18 protein-coding genes are annotated in these 14,889 nt (G+C 71.4%); all 18 read left to right on the top strand.

The genetic code is table 11. The features are described 5' to 3' along the window. The first annotated feature begins 5 nt into the window (after window positions 1-5). The 18 genes from fliG to AC1MFI_RS03050 all read left to right on the top strand — a co-directional run bounded on the left by fliG (window position 6) and on the right by AC1MFI_RS03050 (window position 14,887). Window positions 6-1,019, top strand: a complete 1,014-nt coding sequence (gene fliG, locus AC1MFI_RS03135; RefSeq protein WP_479819589.1) for a flagellar motor switch protein FliG — start codon at window positions 6-8, stop codon at window positions 1,017-1,019. After that, window positions 1,009-1,632: a FliH/SctL family protein gene (locus AC1MFI_RS03130; protein ID WP_479819587.1), complete on the top strand. Its 624-nt coding sequence runs from the start codon at window positions 1,009-1,011 to the stop codon at window positions 1,630-1,632. Before fliG ends, AC1MFI_RS03130 begins: the two co-directional genes overlap by 11 nt. After that, complete coding sequence (locus AC1MFI_RS03125; protein WP_479819586.1) at window positions 1,629-2,945, top strand: FliI/YscN family ATPase; 1,317 nt, start codon at window positions 1,629-1,631, stop codon at window positions 2,943-2,945. Before AC1MFI_RS03130 ends, AC1MFI_RS03125 begins: the two co-directional genes overlap by 4 nt. After that, window positions 2,945-3,379: a flagellar export protein FliJ gene (locus tag AC1MFI_RS03120; RefSeq protein WP_479819584.1), complete on the top strand. Its 435-nt coding sequence runs from the start codon at window positions 2,945-2,947 to the stop codon at window positions 3,377-3,379. Before AC1MFI_RS03125 ends, AC1MFI_RS03120 begins: the two co-directional genes overlap by 1 nt. Next, entirely contained in the window at window positions 3,376-4,137 is a 762-nt protein-coding gene (locus tag AC1MFI_RS03115; protein WP_479819582.1) for a C40 family peptidase, read from the top strand. The genes AC1MFI_RS03120 and AC1MFI_RS03115 overlap by 4 nt, the downstream gene beginning before the upstream one ends. Further along, window positions 4,134-5,645: a flagellar hook-length control protein FliK gene (locus tag AC1MFI_RS03110; RefSeq protein WP_479819580.1), complete on the top strand. Its 1,512-nt coding sequence runs from the start codon at window positions 4,134-4,136 to the stop codon at window positions 5,643-5,645. The genes AC1MFI_RS03115 and AC1MFI_RS03110 overlap by 4 nt, the downstream gene beginning before the upstream one ends. A 15-nt stretch (window positions 5,646-5,660) precedes the next feature. Further along, window positions 5,661-6,095, top strand: coding sequence for a flagellar hook assembly protein FlgD (locus AC1MFI_RS03105; protein WP_479819578.1), 435 nt, complete (start codon window positions 5,661-5,663; stop codon window positions 6,093-6,095). Between the two features lie 48 nt (window positions 6,096-6,143). Next, window positions 6,144-7,316, top strand: coding sequence for a flagellar hook protein FlgE (locus tag AC1MFI_RS03100; protein WP_479819577.1), 1,173 nt, complete (start codon window positions 6,144-6,146; stop codon window positions 7,314-7,316). Between the two features lie 165 nt (window positions 7,317-7,481). Beyond that, a complete protein-coding gene (locus AC1MFI_RS03095; RefSeq protein ID WP_479819575.1) occupies window positions 7,482-7,838 on the top strand; it encodes a flagellar FlbD family protein in 357 nt (118 codons plus the stop codon). Further along, window positions 7,839-8,684: a motility protein A gene (locus AC1MFI_RS03090; protein WP_479819573.1), complete on the top strand. Its 846-nt coding sequence runs from the start codon at window positions 7,839-7,841 to the stop codon at window positions 8,682-8,684. It abuts the gene before it with no gap. Next, entirely contained in the window at window positions 8,681-9,607 is a 927-nt protein-coding gene (locus AC1MFI_RS03085; protein WP_479819571.1) for an OmpA/MotB family protein, read from the top strand. The genes AC1MFI_RS03090 and AC1MFI_RS03085 overlap by 4 nt, the downstream gene beginning before the upstream one ends. Before the next feature lie 51 nt (window positions 9,608-9,658). Beyond that, complete coding sequence (locus AC1MFI_RS03080; protein ID WP_479819570.1) at window positions 9,659-10,570, top strand: flagellar motor switch protein FliM; 912 nt, start codon at window positions 9,659-9,661, stop codon at window positions 10,568-10,570. Next, window positions 10,567-11,271 carry a flagellar motor switch protein FliN gene (gene fliN / locus AC1MFI_RS03075; RefSeq protein WP_479819568.1) on the top strand — a complete coding sequence of 235 codons (705 nt, stop codon included), beginning with the start codon at window positions 10,567-10,569 and terminating at the stop codon, window positions 11,269-11,271. The genes AC1MFI_RS03080 and fliN overlap by 4 nt, the downstream gene beginning before the upstream one ends. Next, window positions 11,271-11,810 carry a FliO/MopB family protein gene (locus AC1MFI_RS03070; protein ID WP_479819567.1) on the top strand — a complete coding sequence of 180 codons (540 nt, stop codon included), beginning with the start codon at window positions 11,271-11,273 and terminating at the stop codon, window positions 11,808-11,810. Before fliN ends, AC1MFI_RS03070 begins: the two co-directional genes overlap by 1 nt. A 59-nt stretch (window positions 11,811-11,869) precedes the next feature. After that, window positions 11,870-12,748 (top strand): flagellar type III secretion system pore protein FliP, encoded by an 879-nt coding sequence (gene fliP, locus AC1MFI_RS03065; RefSeq protein WP_479820770.1) that lies wholly within the window; start codon window positions 11,870-11,872, stop codon window positions 12,746-12,748. 1 nt (window position 12,749) lies between these two features. Next, window positions 12,750-13,025 (top strand): flagellar biosynthesis protein FliQ, encoded by a 276-nt coding sequence (gene fliQ / locus AC1MFI_RS03060; protein WP_208739138.1) that lies wholly within the window; start codon window positions 12,750-12,752, stop codon window positions 13,023-13,025. Between the two features lies 1 nt (window position 13,026). Beyond that, window positions 13,027-13,785: a flagellar biosynthetic protein FliR gene (locus tag AC1MFI_RS03055; protein ID WP_479819565.1), complete on the top strand. Its 759-nt coding sequence runs from the start codon at window positions 13,027-13,029 to the stop codon at window positions 13,783-13,785. A gap of 49 nt (window positions 13,786-13,834) precedes the next feature. Then, the gene (locus AC1MFI_RS03050; RefSeq protein WP_479820769.1) at window positions 13,835-14,887 is read left to right on the top strand and encodes an EscU/YscU/HrcU family type III secretion system export apparatus switch protein; all 1,053 of its coding nucleotides are present in this window, start codon (window positions 13,835-13,837) and stop codon (window positions 14,885-14,887) included. The last annotated feature ends 2 nt before the right edge of the window (window positions 14,888-14,889 follow it).

The raw sequence follows: 14,889 nt of genomic DNA, 5'->3' as shown, positions 1-14,889 counted from the left end.
ACGCCATGGCGATCATAAATCCCACGGGTACGCAGAAGGCCGCCATGGTCCTCATGCAGCTGGAGCAGCAGCACGCCGCATCGGTCCTGAAGCAGATGTCGGAGGCCGAGGCAGAGGAGATCGTCGCCGAGATCGTGCGGCTGCAGCGGGTCGAGCCGACGCTCGCCGAAGAGGCGCTGGCAGAGTTCCACGAACTGGCGACCAGCGGCAGGCGCCGCACGCGCGGCGGCATGGACGTCGCGATCGGCCTGCTCGAATCCTCCTTCGGAGCCGAACGGGCCGCCGGCGTGGTGGGCCGTCTGGCCTCGACGGCCGCCGGGCAGTCCTTCGAGTTCCTCGACTCCGTGGATCCCGGCCAGATCCAGACGGTGCTGGAGGGCGAACTGCCGCAGACCATTGCGCTGGTGCTCGCCCACCTGAAGCCCGAACGCGCGTCGACCGTCCTGGCCGGGCTCGACCCTGCCGGCCGCACGGATGTCGCCCAGTGCATCGCGACCATGGGCTCGGCGACGCCCGAAGCCGTCTCCGTGGTGGCGGAATCCATCAAGGCCCGGGCAGGCGCGGTTGCCGCTCCGCACCAGGGAGCCTCGACGATCGGCGGGATCCAGCCCCTCGTCGACATCATCAACCGGGCCGATCTCAGCACCGAGCGTGAACTGCTCGAAGGCCTCGAGGGCCGCGATCCGGTGCTCGCCGAGGAGGTGCGCGCGCGCATGCTGACCTTCGCGGACATCGTCAACCTCGAGCGCCGCGACGTCCAGCAGGTGCTGCGCGGCATCGACTCCGCCGTGCTCGCGCTCGCGATGAAGGGCGCGGCCGAGGCCGTCGTGACCGTGATCCGCGGGAACGTCTCCGAGCGGAACAGGGAGATCCTCGACGACGAGATCCGCGCCGTCGGACCGGTCCGGGTGTCGCAGGTGGAGGAGGCCCGGGCAGAGGTGGTCCGCGCCATCCGCGACCTCGAGGCCCAGGGCGTCATCACCATCCAGCGCGGGGACGAGGACGAGTATGTCAACTGACGCCCTCGTACCCGTCACGTTCCCCCGTCTCGGGCCCGCCTCCGGGCAGGCCGTCGACGACATCGCATTCGCGCGCGGACATGCCGCCGGCTACGCGTACGGACTGTCCCTGGCCCGCGTCGAACTCGCCGAACGCAAGGCGGCGGCGGATGCCGAAGCCGAGGAGGCCCGCTTCCAGGCGGAGGCTGCCGCGGGCCGGCGCCTGCGCGTCCTCGACGCGGCGACGCGTGCGCTCGACGCGCGGACGGCTCCCGTCCTCGCCGAGGCCACCGGCCAGATCCTCGACATCGCGTTCAGCATCGCCGAGGAGCTGGTCGGGTACTCGCTGGAGGACGGCCCGTCGTCCGCCCGGGCCGCCGTCGTGCGCGCCCTCCAGGGGGCGGCGATCGAGGAGGTGCGGGCCGTGCGGCTCCACCCCGCGGATCTTGCACTGCTGGAGGCCGACGAGGTGGTCCGTCCCGGGCTCGTCCTGGTCGCCGATGCCTCCCTCGGCCGGGGAGATGCGGTCACCGATCTTCCCCAGGGGACCATCGATGCCCGGCTCAGCACGGCTCTCGCCCGGGTACGTGCCGTGCTCCGTGATTCCGGCGCGGGTGGAGGCAGCGCGCCATGACCCTGCTCATCGATGAGGTGGTCCGGCGTGCCCGCACCGCGGCCGCCCCGCAGCGCGTGGGCCGCGTCTCGTCCGTCGTCGGCCTCGGCGTCGACGTCGTGGGCCTCGACTGCGCGATCGGGGATCTCGTGACCATCGGCGACGCCACACCCGTGGACGCGGAAGTGGTCGCAGCCTCACTCACCGGCCTGCGCTGCATGCCGTACGCCCACCTCGCCGGCATCCAGGCGGGAGCACCTGTCCGTGCCCAGGGGACACCGCTGCTGGTACCCGCCGGTCCCGGGCTGCTCGGACGCGTGCTCGACGGCGTCGGCCGGCCCATCGACGGACGCGGGCCGCTCACCGACGTCGTCTGGTTGCCCCTGGACAACACACCACCGGCGGCACTCGACCGCAGCCGCATCACCGAGCCGCTCCAGCTCGGCGTGCGCGTCCTGGACACACTCACCACCGTGGGACGCGGCCAGCGCATGGGGCTCTTCGCCGGATCCGGCGTCGGCAAGTCCTCCCTGCTGTCGATGATCGCCCGCGGTACGGACGCCGCCGTCTCGGTGATCGCCCTCGTGGGGGAGCGCGGCCGTGAAGTCCGCGACTTCCTCGAGGACGACCTCGGGCCGGAGGGCCTCGCCCGGTCGATCGTGGTGGTCTCGACGTCCGACGAACCCGCGCTCCTGCGCCTGCGTGCAGCATTCGTGGCCACCCGGATCGCCGAGGCGTTCCGCGACGACGGCGCCGACGTCATGCTCATGATGGATTCGCTGACGCGCGTGGCCATGGCGCAGCGCGAGATCGGCCTCAGCGTCGGCGAGCCTCCCGCGACGCGCGGGTATCCGCCGTCCACCTTCTCCCTGCTCGCCCAGCTCCTCGAACGCGCCGGCACCGGAGCCACGGGATCCGTGACCGGCATGTACACCGTGCTGGTGGACGGAGACGACCACAACGAGCCCGTGGCCGACGCAGCCCGGTCCATCCTCGACGGTCACGTGGTGCTCGACCGCAAGCTGGCCGTCGCCGGGCACTTCCCGTCGATCGATCCGCTGGCGTCGATCTCGCGCGTCGCGTCCCGCGTCACCACACGCGAGCAGGCGGGCACGGCCGGCGTGCTCCGCCGGGTGCTCGCCGCACGCAGGGCGGCACAGGACCTCATCGACGTCGGGGCGTATTCCCGCGGATCCAATCCTCTGGTCGACGCCGCGGTGGACCACGAGGGCGCCGTGAACGCCTTCCTGCAGCAGCGCATGGACGAACAGACGCCGTACCACGAGGCCTGGAACCGCCTGGCCCACCTCACCGGATCGATGGGAATCGCCTGATGGCACGACACTTTCCCCTGGCAGGCCTGCTACGGCTGCGGCAGTTGCGCGAGGACGAGGCCGCAGGCTCCCTCGCGGCAGCGAACCAGCGCCTTCGCGCGTCCCGCAGCCGCGTGGACGGCGTCAGCGAGGCCCTCGGCGGCACGGACATCAGCCCTGCCGGTTCCGCGTCGCTGTACGCGGTGGCCGCAGCCCGGTCATCGGCGCGCGGCATGCTCGCCGACCTGCACGCGCTCGAGGCGCAGCTGCAGTCCCAGCAGGACACCGCGCAGGACCAGTACCGTGCCGCACGGGCGGCGACCGTGGGCCTCGAGAAACTCGCAGACCGCCACCGGGACACGGAGGCGACGGCGCTGATCGGCGCCGAGCAGCGTGTCCTCGACGAACTCGCATCGACCAGCTGGGCCCGGCGCAGCGGCAAGGACAGGACATGACACTCACCGACGCGGTAGGCCGCATCCAGCAGATCCAGTCCACCCTGACCATGCTCGCCGCTCCGGCGGCGAGGGCGCAGGCCACGCCACCGGTCACGACGACGACCGTCGGTTCCTCGGCAGCCTCCGCGCAGGCCGGGGCTGCGGACCGCTTCGCCGAGGCGCTCGCGGAGGCCGTCGTGCCTGCGGACATCCCCGGTGCCGGCGGTGTGGCGGAGGTCCCGGGTGCGCCCGTCCCCGTCCCCGTCCCCGGCCCCGGTCCCGTCCCCGTCCCGGCCTCTGCCGACGCCGCGCGGCTCATCGAGGCCGCCCGGGCGTATGAGGGGGTGCCCTACGTCTGGGGCGGCACCGACCCGGCCACGGGCCTCGACTGCTCCGGATTCGTGCAGCGCGCCTACGCCGATATCGGCATCCAGCTGCCGCGCGTGACGTGGGACCAGATGAATGCCGGCACGCGCGTGCCGTCCCTGGCGGAGGCCCAGCCGGGCGATCTCCTGTTCAGCCATGACGGCGGACACGTCTCCATGTATCTCGGCGGGGGCAAGGCGATCGATGCCCCGCAGCCGGGCCAGACCGTCTCCGTGCGCGACATGTGGGAGACCGACGCGAACCTCACCACCATCCGGCGCGTCCTGCCGGAAGCACCCGCAGGAGCAGCGTCCGTCGCCCCCGCGGCCCCGACGGCGGTGCCCGGCGCTCCGGGCGCCGCGGACGCGTATGCGGCCCAGGCCGCGTTCCTCGCGAGCATGGCACGATGAGCCCGCTCCAGGTACCTTCCGCCGCGGCCCCCGCCCGCGATGCCGTGCGCACGGCGCGTCCGGCTCCTGGCGCCCGGGGCGGAGCACGCGAGGCCTCCTTCCAGGATCTGTACAGCAGGCACTCGGCACAGCGACAGGGCCGATCGCCCGCGGATTCCGCGCCCCGCGCCGAGGTGACGACCGCCGTGCACGCGGTCACCCGATCGGCGTCCGCGGTCTCCCAGGCCCCGGTCTCCCAGGCTTCGGCCGCACGGACCCCGGTTTCCCAGGCCCCGGCGGCCGTCGTGCCGGATGCCGTACCTGATGCCGTATCCGGTGCCGGTGTGTCCACCGGTATGTCTGCTGATGGCGGTGCCGGCACGGCCGCGGGGTCGTCGGGCGATCCGGCACCCGGGGTGGCGGTGGACAGCGCTGCCGTCCAGGGCGCTGGAAGCCCCGCGCTGAGTGCCGTGCTTCCCGGCACCGCGGGGTCGGACACCGCCACACCCGGCACAACGAGCGGCCCGACCACCCGCCCGTCCCCGGCCGAGCCGGAGCCCGCCGGCACGGATGACCCGATTCCCGGCACGGCCCCGGCGTCGCCACCTGCCGGGGCACTCGTCCCGGCCGCCCCACCCGCACCTACGAGCATCGGTTCCGGGGCGGCCGCTGCCGGCTCCGGCGACCAGGTGGTTCCGGAGTCTCCCGTCACCTCGACCCCCGTCACCCTGATGCCGGCGCTGCCGGCGGCAGCTTCGACGCAGGCTCCGGCAGCGGCTGCGGGCGGGGCACCTGCGGAGGGCGGGACGAGCGGGGGAGCAGCGGAGGGCACACTCCCCGCTGCAACGCCCGCCAGTACGGGCAGTGCGGGCTCGCCCCTCCTGTCCACGGCGCAGGATCCCACCGCGGACGCCGCGTCCGGCACCACCCCGGCAGCACCGGGGAGCAGCTCGGCCGGCCAGGCCGCGTCCGTTCCCGTGCAGTCCCCCGAGCGCGTGGACGCGGCCCAGCTCCCTGCCGCTCTCCGGGCGGAGGGATCCGTGCCCATGCAGCAGCCACCGGCCGTCGTCGTCGAGACTTCTCCTGGCATCAACCTGCCGGTCCGGACACCCGCCGTGCCGCTGCCCCAGCAGCTCGGTGCACCCGCATTCGCGCTCGCACGGACCGCGGCCGATGCCCCCGGCGGAACGAGCACCATCACGGTCACGCTCGCGCCGGACGACCTCGGTCCCATCAGCATCCGCGCGAGCTTCTCTCCGGACGGCACGAGGATCGAATTCTTCTCGGCCACCGACACGGGACGCGAAGCGCTGAAGCAGGCGCTTCCGGAGCTGCGGCGCGAGGCGTCGTCGTCGGGCCTGTCCGCCTCCCTGGATCTCGGCACCGGCACCCCGGACGATGACCAGGGCCCGGCGCGCAGGGAAGCTCCGGAGCGTGCCCCCTCGCCGGAACACCGGCCCGCTGCCGCCCCGACGCCCTGGACCAGCCGCCCCGGTCCGGGCTCCGCCACCCTCGATCTCTTCGCCTGACCCGGAAGGACTGCCATGCCCATAGACCCGGTCGCCGCCGCGACCTTCGCCCCCACCGAGACACCTGCTGCCGGGACCCGCAAGCAGGCCATGGACTCCGAGGTCTTCATGTCGCTGCTCGTGAGCCAGCTGCGCAACCAGGACCCGAGCGCGCCCATGGACACCAACCAGATGATCTCCCAGACCACGCAGCTGGCCATGATGGAGAAGATCACGCAGATGACCGGGATCAACGAGGAGAACTTCCACCTCCAGATGCGCTCGTCGGCTGCCGCGCTCCTCGGCACCGAGGTCTCCTACACGGGCGCCGACGGCATCATGACGCGTGGCCTCGCGACCGCCGTCTCCTACAGCGGCCCCGTCCCCACCGTCACCATCGGCGGCAGGAGCATCGCCCTCGACCTCGTGTCCGGGGTCGGCACCGTACCGACCACCCCACCGGCTTCATGACCCCGCACCAGAGATCCTGATCAGCCCTCCGCACCGAAAGGCACCACCATGCTTCGCTCGCTCTACTCCGGCATCTCGGGGCTCCGCTCCCACCAGACCATGCTCGACGTCACCGGCAACAACATCGCCAACGTCAACACCACCGGCTTCAAGGCCTCCGCCACCCAGTTCCAGGACACGCTGTCCCAGCTGACCCAGGGCGCAGGCGCACCGCAGGAAGCGCTCGGCGGCACCAACCCAGCCCAGGTGGGCCTCGGTGTGCAGGTGGCCGGTGTCGTCACCAACTTCTCCCAGGGCTCGGCGCAGGCGACCGGCCGCGCCACCGACATGATGATCAACGGTGACGGCTTCTTCATCACGCGCCTCGGCGGCGAGACCCTGTACACGAGGGCCGGCGCGTTCACCCCCGACGCCGAGGGCCGGCTCGTCACACCCGACGGTTCACTCGTCCAGGGCTGGCCCGCCGTCAACGGCGTCGTCCAGCAGGGCGGGGCTGTCGGCGACCTGCGGATGCCGAAGGGCACGGTCTCCCCGGCGCAGGCTACGACGACGGCGCGGGTCACGGGCAACCTCCCCTCCGACGCCGCCGTCGGCACCCAGATCCTGCAGGAGAAGGAGGTGTACGGTGCGGACGGCACCCCGCGCAACGTCACCCTGACCTTCACGCGATCGGCAACCGGCTGGAACGTCGCGGGCCAGGACGCGAACGGTGCCGCGGGCACCACCGAACTCCTGCTCCCCAACGGCCAGGCCGCGGCCGGTTCCTCCGTCACGGTGGGCGGCATCGCCGTCGACCTCTCGGCCGTCACGGGGTTCGCCGAACTCAAGACCGTGTCCATCTCCGAGCGCAACGGCCGGACGGCGGGCACCCTCGAGTCCTTCTCCGTCGGCGCTGACGGCACCCTGGTCGGAGCCTTCAGCAACGGCAGCCGCCAGCCCCTGGGCCGCGTGGCGCTCGCCGGGTTCGTGAACCCTGCGGGCCTGGAGAAGGCGGGCGGCTCGTCCTACCGCGCAACGGCCAACTCGGGCGCGGCTGAGATCGGTGCCGGCGGGGCCAACGGCCTCGGGTCCCTCGACGCCGGCAGCCTCGAGATGTCGAACGTGGACCTCTCGCAGGAGTTCACGAACCTGATCGTCGCCCAGCGGGGTTTCCAGGCGAACGCCCGCATCATCACGACCTCGGACGAGGTACTCCAGGAACTCGCGAACCTCAAGCGCTAGGATTCCCGGCGGGTGCCGTGGCCGGGCAGGCCACGGCACCCGGCACGGAACCTCGCCCGGACGAGGGATCGGCCCGGCACCGGTCGGCGCTCTTACGAAACCGTCATGCCTGCCGACAGTGGTGGGAAGAGGCCCCGCCGGGGCGTCCCGACCCCAGGATGTCCGATGATCGTGGTGACCAGGCTCAACGAGAGCCAGTTCGCGGTGAACCCTGACCTCATCGAGCGCATCCACGAGAGCCCCGACACGACCCTCGTGATGGTGGACGGCGCCAAGTACATCGTCACCGAATCCCTCGACGAGGTGATCGACCTCATCACCTCCTACCGTGCGCGCATCATCTCCCTCGCCCGGTTCCTGACACTGGAGCCCGCGGATCCGGCTGACGGCGGAGGGCCGGCGGGCCCGCCCGGGCACCGTCCGCTCGGACTGGTCCGGGAGCACGACACAGAACCCGGCGGACACCCAGATCACACTCCGGACGCAGGCATGCCCGTCCAGCTCCGACCAAGGAACACGTAAATGGATCCCGCAACAATCGTCGGCATTCTCATCGCCTTCGGTGCGCTGTACGCGATGATCACCCTGGAACACGCGAGCGTCGAGGCGCTCCTGCTGCCCGCCCCGATGATCCTCGTGTTCGGCGCCACCCTCGCCATCGGTATCGCCGGCGGCACGCTCAAGGACTTCCTGGTGGCCGTGAAGGCCGTGCCCCCGGCGTTGATGGGCAGGAGCACGCCTCCCCAGGACACGATCGACAGCGTCGTGGTCCTCGCGGAGAAGGCGCGGAGCGAGGGACTGCTGGCGCTCGAGGAGGAAGCCAACACCGTCAAGGACCCCTTCCTGCGCGGAGCGCTGCAGAACATCGCGGACGGCACGGACGGCGAGGAACTGCGCGAGATGCTCGAGGACGAGATCGACTCCGCCTCCCAGACCCACCGCACGGCCTCGAAGTTCTTCGCGGGGCTCGGCGGGTACGCCCCGACCGTGGGGATCATCGGGACCGTCGTCTCGCTGACCCACGTGCTCGAGAACCTCTCCAGCCCCGACAAGCTGGGGCCGATGATCGCCGCGGCCTTCGTCGCGACGCTGTGGGGGCTGCTCTCGGCGAACTTCCTCTGGCTTCCCATCGGCACCCGGATCAAGCGCCTCGGTGAGATGGAGACGGCCCGCATGACACTCCTGATGGAGGGTGTCCTCGCGGTGCAGGCCGGGAGCCAGCCCCGCCTGCTGGGCGAGCGGCTGAAGGCCATGGTGCCGCAGCACGCCCAGGGCAAGGGCGGCAAGGACGCAGCCAAGGGCAAGGGAGCGAAGGGCGCGAAGGGCGACGCCGGCCCCTCCTCGGCGCAGGGCAAGGCCGCCGCGTGAGCAAGCGCCCGCACCGCAAGCGGCGCGGCGAGGACCACGGCGAGGAACACCCGGACGAGCGGTGGATGGCGTCCTACATGGACATGGTCACCGTGCTGATGTGCATGTTCATCGTCCTCTACGCCATGTCCTCCGTGGACCAGCAGAAGTTCGAGCAGCTGCGCGCCTCCCTCGCCACAGGCTTCGGATCCGTGGAGACGGCCACGGTCGACACGGCCGAGGGCACCGTGGTCCCGGCAGAGCACGCCAACGACGAGGGTGAGTCCTTCGCCGGGGGAGCGGCGGTCGCGGACGCGTCTCCCGAGACCCCGGAGGAAGAGCCGGCGTCAGCTGCTGTCGCGGCACCCACGCCGTCGCCGTCGCCGTCGGCGGGAGGGGATGCCGCCGAACCGACGACGGACCGGGAGCGGGCCGTCCAGGAGGTCGAGAACCTCCGCGCCCTGCAGGAGCGCATCGACGCCGGCCTCCGCGAACGCGACCTCGCCGAGGCCGTCCGCTACGTGATCGACGAGCGCGGCCTGACCATCCGGCTCGTCGGTTCCGAGACCTTCTTCCTGCCGGACAGCTCCCAGCTGACCGAGCAGACGCTGCGCGTGCTCGAGAGCGTGGGACCGGTCCTGGCGTCCGTCCCGAACGAGGTGGCTGTCGAGGGCCATACCGCGCGCCTGCCCCAATCCGTTCCTCGGCCGCTCGACTGGGAGCTGTCCACCGAGCGGGCCGTCAACGTGGTGCGCAACCTCATCGACACCGGAGGCGTACCCGCGCCGCGGCTTTCCGCCATCGGCTACGGCGAGTCCCGGCCCCTCGCACCCGGCACCAGCGAGGCTGAGCTCGAGTTGAACAGACGCGTGGACATCGTGGTGCACTCCGACGAACCCGAAGGCGTGCGCGCCCTGATCCCGGAGATCGCCACGGGCTCCTGACCCGCGCGCAAACCGCTAACACTCCGCCATCGGCGTCCGATAGTCGCTGGCGTGACGGTCCAGGAACAACTCTCCTTTGGCGTGCCCTCGGCATCCGCCAGGGCGGTGGATGTCTATGACTTCCGCCGGCCCACCACGCTCGCGCGTGAACACTCGCGCGTGCTCGAACTCGCCTTCGAGACGTTCGCCCGCCAATGGGGTACGCAGCTCACCGCGAAGGTCCGCGTGATCTCGCAGGTCACGAGCGAGCAGGTCCTGATGCAGACGTACAACGAGTACGCCGCATCCCTGCCCCCCACGACGGCGATGGTCCTGTGCGCGATCCCCGACCACCCGAGCAAGGCCGTCATCCAGTTCCCCGCGTCCGCGGGACTCCACTGGGTGGACTCTATGCTCGGCGGCCACGGAACCGTTCCACCCGGCGAGCGGAAGTTCACGCAGATCGAGCAGGCACTCATCCGGCGCCTCATGGACGACGCCCTCGAGGGACTGCACTACTCGCTGGGTTCGGTGCTGACCCACCAGCTCGGGATCGACTCCATCCAGTACAACTCGCAGTTCGCGCAGGCGGCGTCGACCACGGAGCTGATGATCGTGGGCACGTTCGAGATCCGCGTCGGCGAGCGCTCCTGCCCGGCGACGGTCGCCATCCCCGCGCAGCTCCTGCTCGCGCAGCTGGGCGATGCGAACCCCACGGCCACGGGTGAGGACGCGCGCGAGCGGATCGAGCAGCAGGTCGCGCGCGTCCCGGTGGAAGTCGCCGTACAGCTCACCGCGCTGCCGGTCCTGCCGTCCCGCATCCTCGACCTCGCCGTCGGGGACGTCCTGAAACTGGCGCATTCCCAGCACCGGCCCTTCGAGCTCGCCGTCGACGGCAGGCGGCTCGGCGAAGCGGCCCTGGGCCAGAACGGCTCCCGCCTTGCCTGCGTAGTAGTGACCACCGAGGAGAACACCGCACCATGAACACCACCACCGCCGAACACGAGGCCGCTGCATCCCTCGCCGTCCGCCTTCCCCTGCCGGGACCCCTCACCGCCGATCTGTGCGCGGCCTCCGAGGTCCCTGCCGCGAGCGCCTCGACCGCCGTCGTGGCGTCCTTCGTGGGAACCGCTTCCGCGGACCTCGCCGTCGTACTGCTCGACACCAAGCCGCTGATCGCGGCCGCCGGGACCCTCTCGCCGCTGGTCTCGCCGGCGGACGTCATGGCATCGGCGCTGGACGCCGCGTCGTCGTCCCTCGGGGACGGCGTCCTCGGGGCCCCCGCCGTCCAGGATGCGCTGCCGCTGTTCACCGACACCGAGACATCCGTCTTCCGCCTCACCGGTCCTTCCGGTACCGTCGGCTGGTTCGCCGTGCGCCTGCGGGGTGCCAAGCCCGGCGCGGCGCCCCGCCGATCCTCGGCTCTGGCCAGCGGTATCAACCTCGGCCGCATCAGCAACGTGGAGATGGCGATGACCGTCGAGATCGGCCGCACCCGCATGTCGGTGCGCGACGTCCTGGACCTCGAACCCGGCGCGGTGATCGAGCTCGACCGCTCCGCCGGCGCTCCGGCGGACGTGCTGCTCAACGGCCGCCTCGTCGCACACGGCGAAGTGGTCGTCGTCGACCAGGACTACGCCGTGCGCATCACCCAGATCCTCGACGTCACAGACGGCGCCCTCTAGTGGACGTCGTGGTCCTCGCCCTGAGGGTGCTGCTGTCCCTCGGCGTGGTGCTCGCACTGCTCTTCGTGCTGCACCGGAAGGTCTCGACGATCAACGGCAACCGCGCCGGAGCGGGGCTCGTCTCCGTGGTGGCGCGGCAGGGGATCGGCCCGAAGGCCTCGATGGTGGTGGTCGACGCCGAGGGCACCCGGTTCTACCTCGGCGTGACCGAGCAGTCGGTGTCGGTCCTGCACTCTGCGTCCGCTCCGCGTGCGTTGCAGGCGGTACCCGCGTCGGAGGACGCCGTGGCCGCGGCGTCCGGGCACGCCGTGCCGGCGGCTCCCCCTGGCCTGCCGGCCGAGAGCGCCGATGCGCGCTTCGCTGCGTCGCTGCGCCTGGCCGCGATGGCACCGCCGGCCGAGCCGTCGACGCGCCGTGCCGCGCGCGCCGCCCGGTCGGCCGTGCCCGCCCCGCGCGCCGCCCCCCTCCAGGGGTCCATCCTCTCGCCCGCCACCTGGAAGCAGACCACTGCGTTCCTGCGCCAGGGACGGGCGGGGTGACGACGGCGGCCCTGTCCTCCGCGCGTCCGTCCTGTTCCGCCCGCGCCGCTCGTGCCGCCGTGTCGGAGGGCACATGCTCGCGGGTGTCCGCCCTGCCTCCGCTCGTGGGGTCGGCACTCCTGGCCGCCTCTGCCGTCCTGCTCGCCGTCGTGGTCATCCTCCTCGGAGCCGCCGCCGGTCATGCGGGGGAGCTGGACCCGGGCGTCCCCGGCCCGGGTGCGCCGTCGGCACCCGCGGACCCCACGGCCCCCACCGCTCCGGGCACCGACAACGGCCTCTCGGTCGAGATCAACGGGATCAACGGCGAGCCGAACTCCGCCGTCCTCACGCTCATCGGCATCACGCTGCTCTCGGTGGCGCCGGCGCTGCTGCTGATGATGACGTCCTTCACCAAGATCTTCGTGGTGCTCGCGATGACGCGCAACGCACTCTCACTGCCGTCCATCCCGCCCAACCAGGTGCTCGCGGGACTGGCCCTGTTCCTGTCGCTGTTCATCATGGCGCCGGTGCTCACCGAGATCAACGAGCTCGCGGTGCAGCCCTACCTCAGCGGCTCGACGACGTTCACCGAGGCCCTCACGGACGGGGCCGGCCCGCTGCAGGCCTTCATGATGGCGCACACCCGCGAAGAGGACCTGGCGCTCATGACGCGCGCCGCCGGGCAGCCGAATCCGCAGGACGCCGCGAGCGTCCCGCTGACCACCCTGATCCCGGCCTTCATGATCTCCGAACTGCGGGCCGCGTTCATCATCGGATTCGTGATCTTCGTGCCGTTCCTCGTGATCGACCTCGTGGTCTCCGCAGCGCTGATGTCCATGGGCATGATGATGCTCCCGCCCGTCATGATCTCGCTCCCGTTCAAGATCCTGCTGTTCGTCCTCGTCGACGGCTGGGGCCTCATCATCACCTCCCTCATCAACAGCTACCAGGGCGGTTGACGTGGATACCAACGCCGTCCTCGACATCGGGCTCGCCGGGATCTGGGCCGCAGCGAAGCTGTCCGCACCCGTCCTCCTGACCGCCCTGGTGGTCGGGTTCGCCATCTCCCTGCTGCAGTCCATCACCCAGATCCAGGAGGTCACCCTCTCCTTCGTCCCGAAAGCCGCCGCCGTGTGCCTGGCCCTGCTCGTCTGCGGCCACTGGATGATCTCCGAGATGATCTCCTTCACCCACGAGATGTTCGAGCGCATCCCCGGCCTGCTCGGGGGCGGGTGACATGGAGATCGAGCTGGACCAGTCCCGGATCGAGGCCGTCATGCTCGCCGGCGTGCGGATCGTCGCCTTCCTCGTGATCGCCCCGCCCTTCTCCTACAAGGGGATCCCGGCACGCGTGAAGGCGATGCTCGCCGTCGGGCTCGCCCTCGCGGTCTCTCCGCAGGTCACCGGCAGCTACGAGACGGGCGGTACCGGCCGGTACATCGGCGCGCTGGTGCTGGAACTCGTGGTCGGTGCCGCACTGGGCTTCCTGGTACTGGTGGTCTTCTCCGCCATCCAGTCCGCGGGAAGCCTCATCGACCTCTTCGGCGGCTTCTCCCTGGCCCAGGGCTTCGATCCGCAGTCCATGGTCAACGGCGCCCAGTTCGCACGCCTCTTCCAGCTGACCGCTCTGACGCTGCTCTTCACGTCCGACGGCTACCAGCTGATCATCGCCGGGCTGGTCCGCACCTTCAGCGCGCTGCCCCTCGGCGGCGGACTCGACCTCGCGGAGCCCGCCGAAGCCCTCACCGGCGCCGTCACCGGGCTCTTCCTCGCCTCGGTCCAGATCGCCGGGCCGCTCATCGTGGTCCTCTTCCTGGCCGACGTCGGCCTCGGGCTCCTGACGCGGGTCGCGCCGGCCCTCAACGCCTTCGCCCTCGGCTTCCCGCTCAAGATCTTCATCACGCTCAGTCTCGGTGGCGTGGTGTTCGTGGCGCTGCCGCGCGTCGTCTCGACCCTCGCGGACGACGCCGCCTCGCTCCTGATGGGGGTGGGCTGACGTGGCCGAGGATTCCGGCGAGCGGACCGAGCAGGCCACCGACAAGCGGATGAAGGACGTCCGCTCCAAGGGCCAGCTCGCCAAGTCCGAGGATTTCACGGCGTGGGTGGGCGTCGGTGCCGCCGGGCTGCTGCTGCCCTCCCTCATCTCCCGTTCGTCCGACGCGGCGACCGAACAGCTCGTCCGCGTCACGGACACCATCGCGAGCCCCGACCCGGCGGCGGCCCTCGATGCGCTGGCCGACGGCGGTGCATCCCTGGCCGGGATCCTCGGCCCGTTCCTCGGTGTGCTGCTCGTGGCCGTGATCGGCACCGCCGCACTGCAGGGCGGCATCCACGTCAAGAAGTTCTCCGGGAAGTTCGAGCAGTTCAACGTGGTGGCAGGCCTCAAGCGGATCCTCGGCGGGCAGGCCCTGTGGCAGGGCGCGAAAGCCCTCCTGAAGACCGCCGTCGTCGCGCTGGTGCTCGTCGTCGTGGTGCAGAACCTCATGCCCGTGCTGATGGCGGCCGGCGGACTCTCGGTCGCCTCGCTCCTGAACACCGCCGGGGACGGCACCGCCGCGCTCCTGCGGGCCGCCGTCGTCGCGGGTCTCGCGCTCGCGGCGATGGATGTCCTCGTGGTCATGCGCCGCAACCGCAAGAAGACGCGCATGACGAAGAAGGAGGTCAAGGACGAGAACAAGAACTCCGACGGCGACCCCCTCATCAAGTCCCAGCGGCGCTCACGCCAGCTCGCGATGAGCCGCAACCGGATGATCGCCGCGGTGGGCGGGGCCGACGTCGTCCTCGTCAACCCGACGCACGTGGCAGTGGCGCTGAAGTACGAGCCGGGGCGGTCCGCGCCGCGTGTCGTCGCGAAGGGTGCCGGGGTGATCGCCGCGAGGATCCGCGAGGAAGCGGAGAAGAAGCACGTGCCGATGGTCTCCGACGTCCCGCTCGCCCGTGCGCTGCATGCGGCGTGCGAGCTCGGCGAGGAGATCCCCTTCGAGAACTACGACCAGGTGGCCCGCATCCTGGCGTTCGTCATGTCCCTCAGGACCAGGGGGGCCGCCCGCGGCCTGCACACCCTGCCCGTCCGACCCGCAGCCGCCGGAGGCTTCTAGAC

The sequence above is a fragment of the Arthrobacter sp. BC5 genome (assembly GCF_056680255.1).
Note: the sequence above shows the minus strand (reverse complement) of the source record. Positions and strands in the feature narration are given on the sequence as shown.

What these genes read in the sequence shown, in the direction of transcription:
- AC1MFI_RS03120 (WP_479819584.1), top strand. Translation starts at nt 2,945, where the DNA reads ATGGCACGACACTTTCCCCTGGCAGGCCTGCTACGGCTGCGGCAGTTG.
- AC1MFI_RS03115 (WP_479819582.1), top strand. Translation starts at nt 3,376, where the DNA reads ATGACACTCACCGACGCGGTAGGCCGCATCCAGCAGATCCAGTCCACC.
- AC1MFI_RS03090 (WP_479819573.1), top strand. Translation starts at nt 7,839, where the DNA reads ATGGATCCCGCAACAATCGTCGGCATTCTCATCGCCTTCGGTGCGCTG.
- fliN (WP_479819568.1), top strand. Translation starts at nt 10,567, where the DNA reads ATGAACACCACCACCGCCGAACACGAGGCCGCTGCATCCCTCGCCGTC.
- AC1MFI_RS03125 (WP_479819586.1), top strand. Translation starts at nt 1,629, where the DNA reads ATGACCCTGCTCATCGATGAGGTGGTCCGGCGTGCCCGCACCGCGGCC.
- AC1MFI_RS03110 (WP_479819580.1), top strand. Translation starts at nt 4,134, where the DNA reads ATGAGCCCGCTCCAGGTACCTTCCGCCGCGGCCCCCGCCCGCGATGCC.
- AC1MFI_RS03055 (WP_479819565.1), top strand. Translation starts at nt 13,027, where the DNA reads ATGGAGATCGAGCTGGACCAGTCCCGGATCGAGGCCGTCATGCTCGCC.
- AC1MFI_RS03095 (WP_479819575.1), top strand. Translation starts at nt 7,482, where the DNA reads ATGATCGTGGTGACCAGGCTCAACGAGAGCCAGTTCGCGGTGAACCCT.
- AC1MFI_RS03050 (WP_479820769.1), top strand. Translation starts at nt 13,835, where the DNA reads ATGAAGGACGTCCGCTCCAAGGGCCAGCTCGCCAAGTCCGAGGATTTC.
- AC1MFI_RS03130 (WP_479819587.1), top strand. Translation starts at nt 1,009, where the DNA reads ATGTCAACTGACGCCCTCGTACCCGTCACGTTCCCCCGTCTCGGGCCC.
- AC1MFI_RS03100 (WP_479819577.1), top strand. Translation starts at nt 6,144, where the DNA reads ATGCTTCGCTCGCTCTACTCCGGCATCTCGGGGCTCCGCTCCCACCAG.
- AC1MFI_RS03105 (WP_479819578.1), top strand. Translation starts at nt 5,661, where the DNA reads ATGCCCATAGACCCGGTCGCCGCCGCGACCTTCGCCCCCACCGAGACA.
- fliG (WP_479819589.1), top strand. Translation starts at nt 6, where the DNA reads ATGGCGATCATAAATCCCACGGGTACGCAGAAGGCCGCCATGGTCCTC.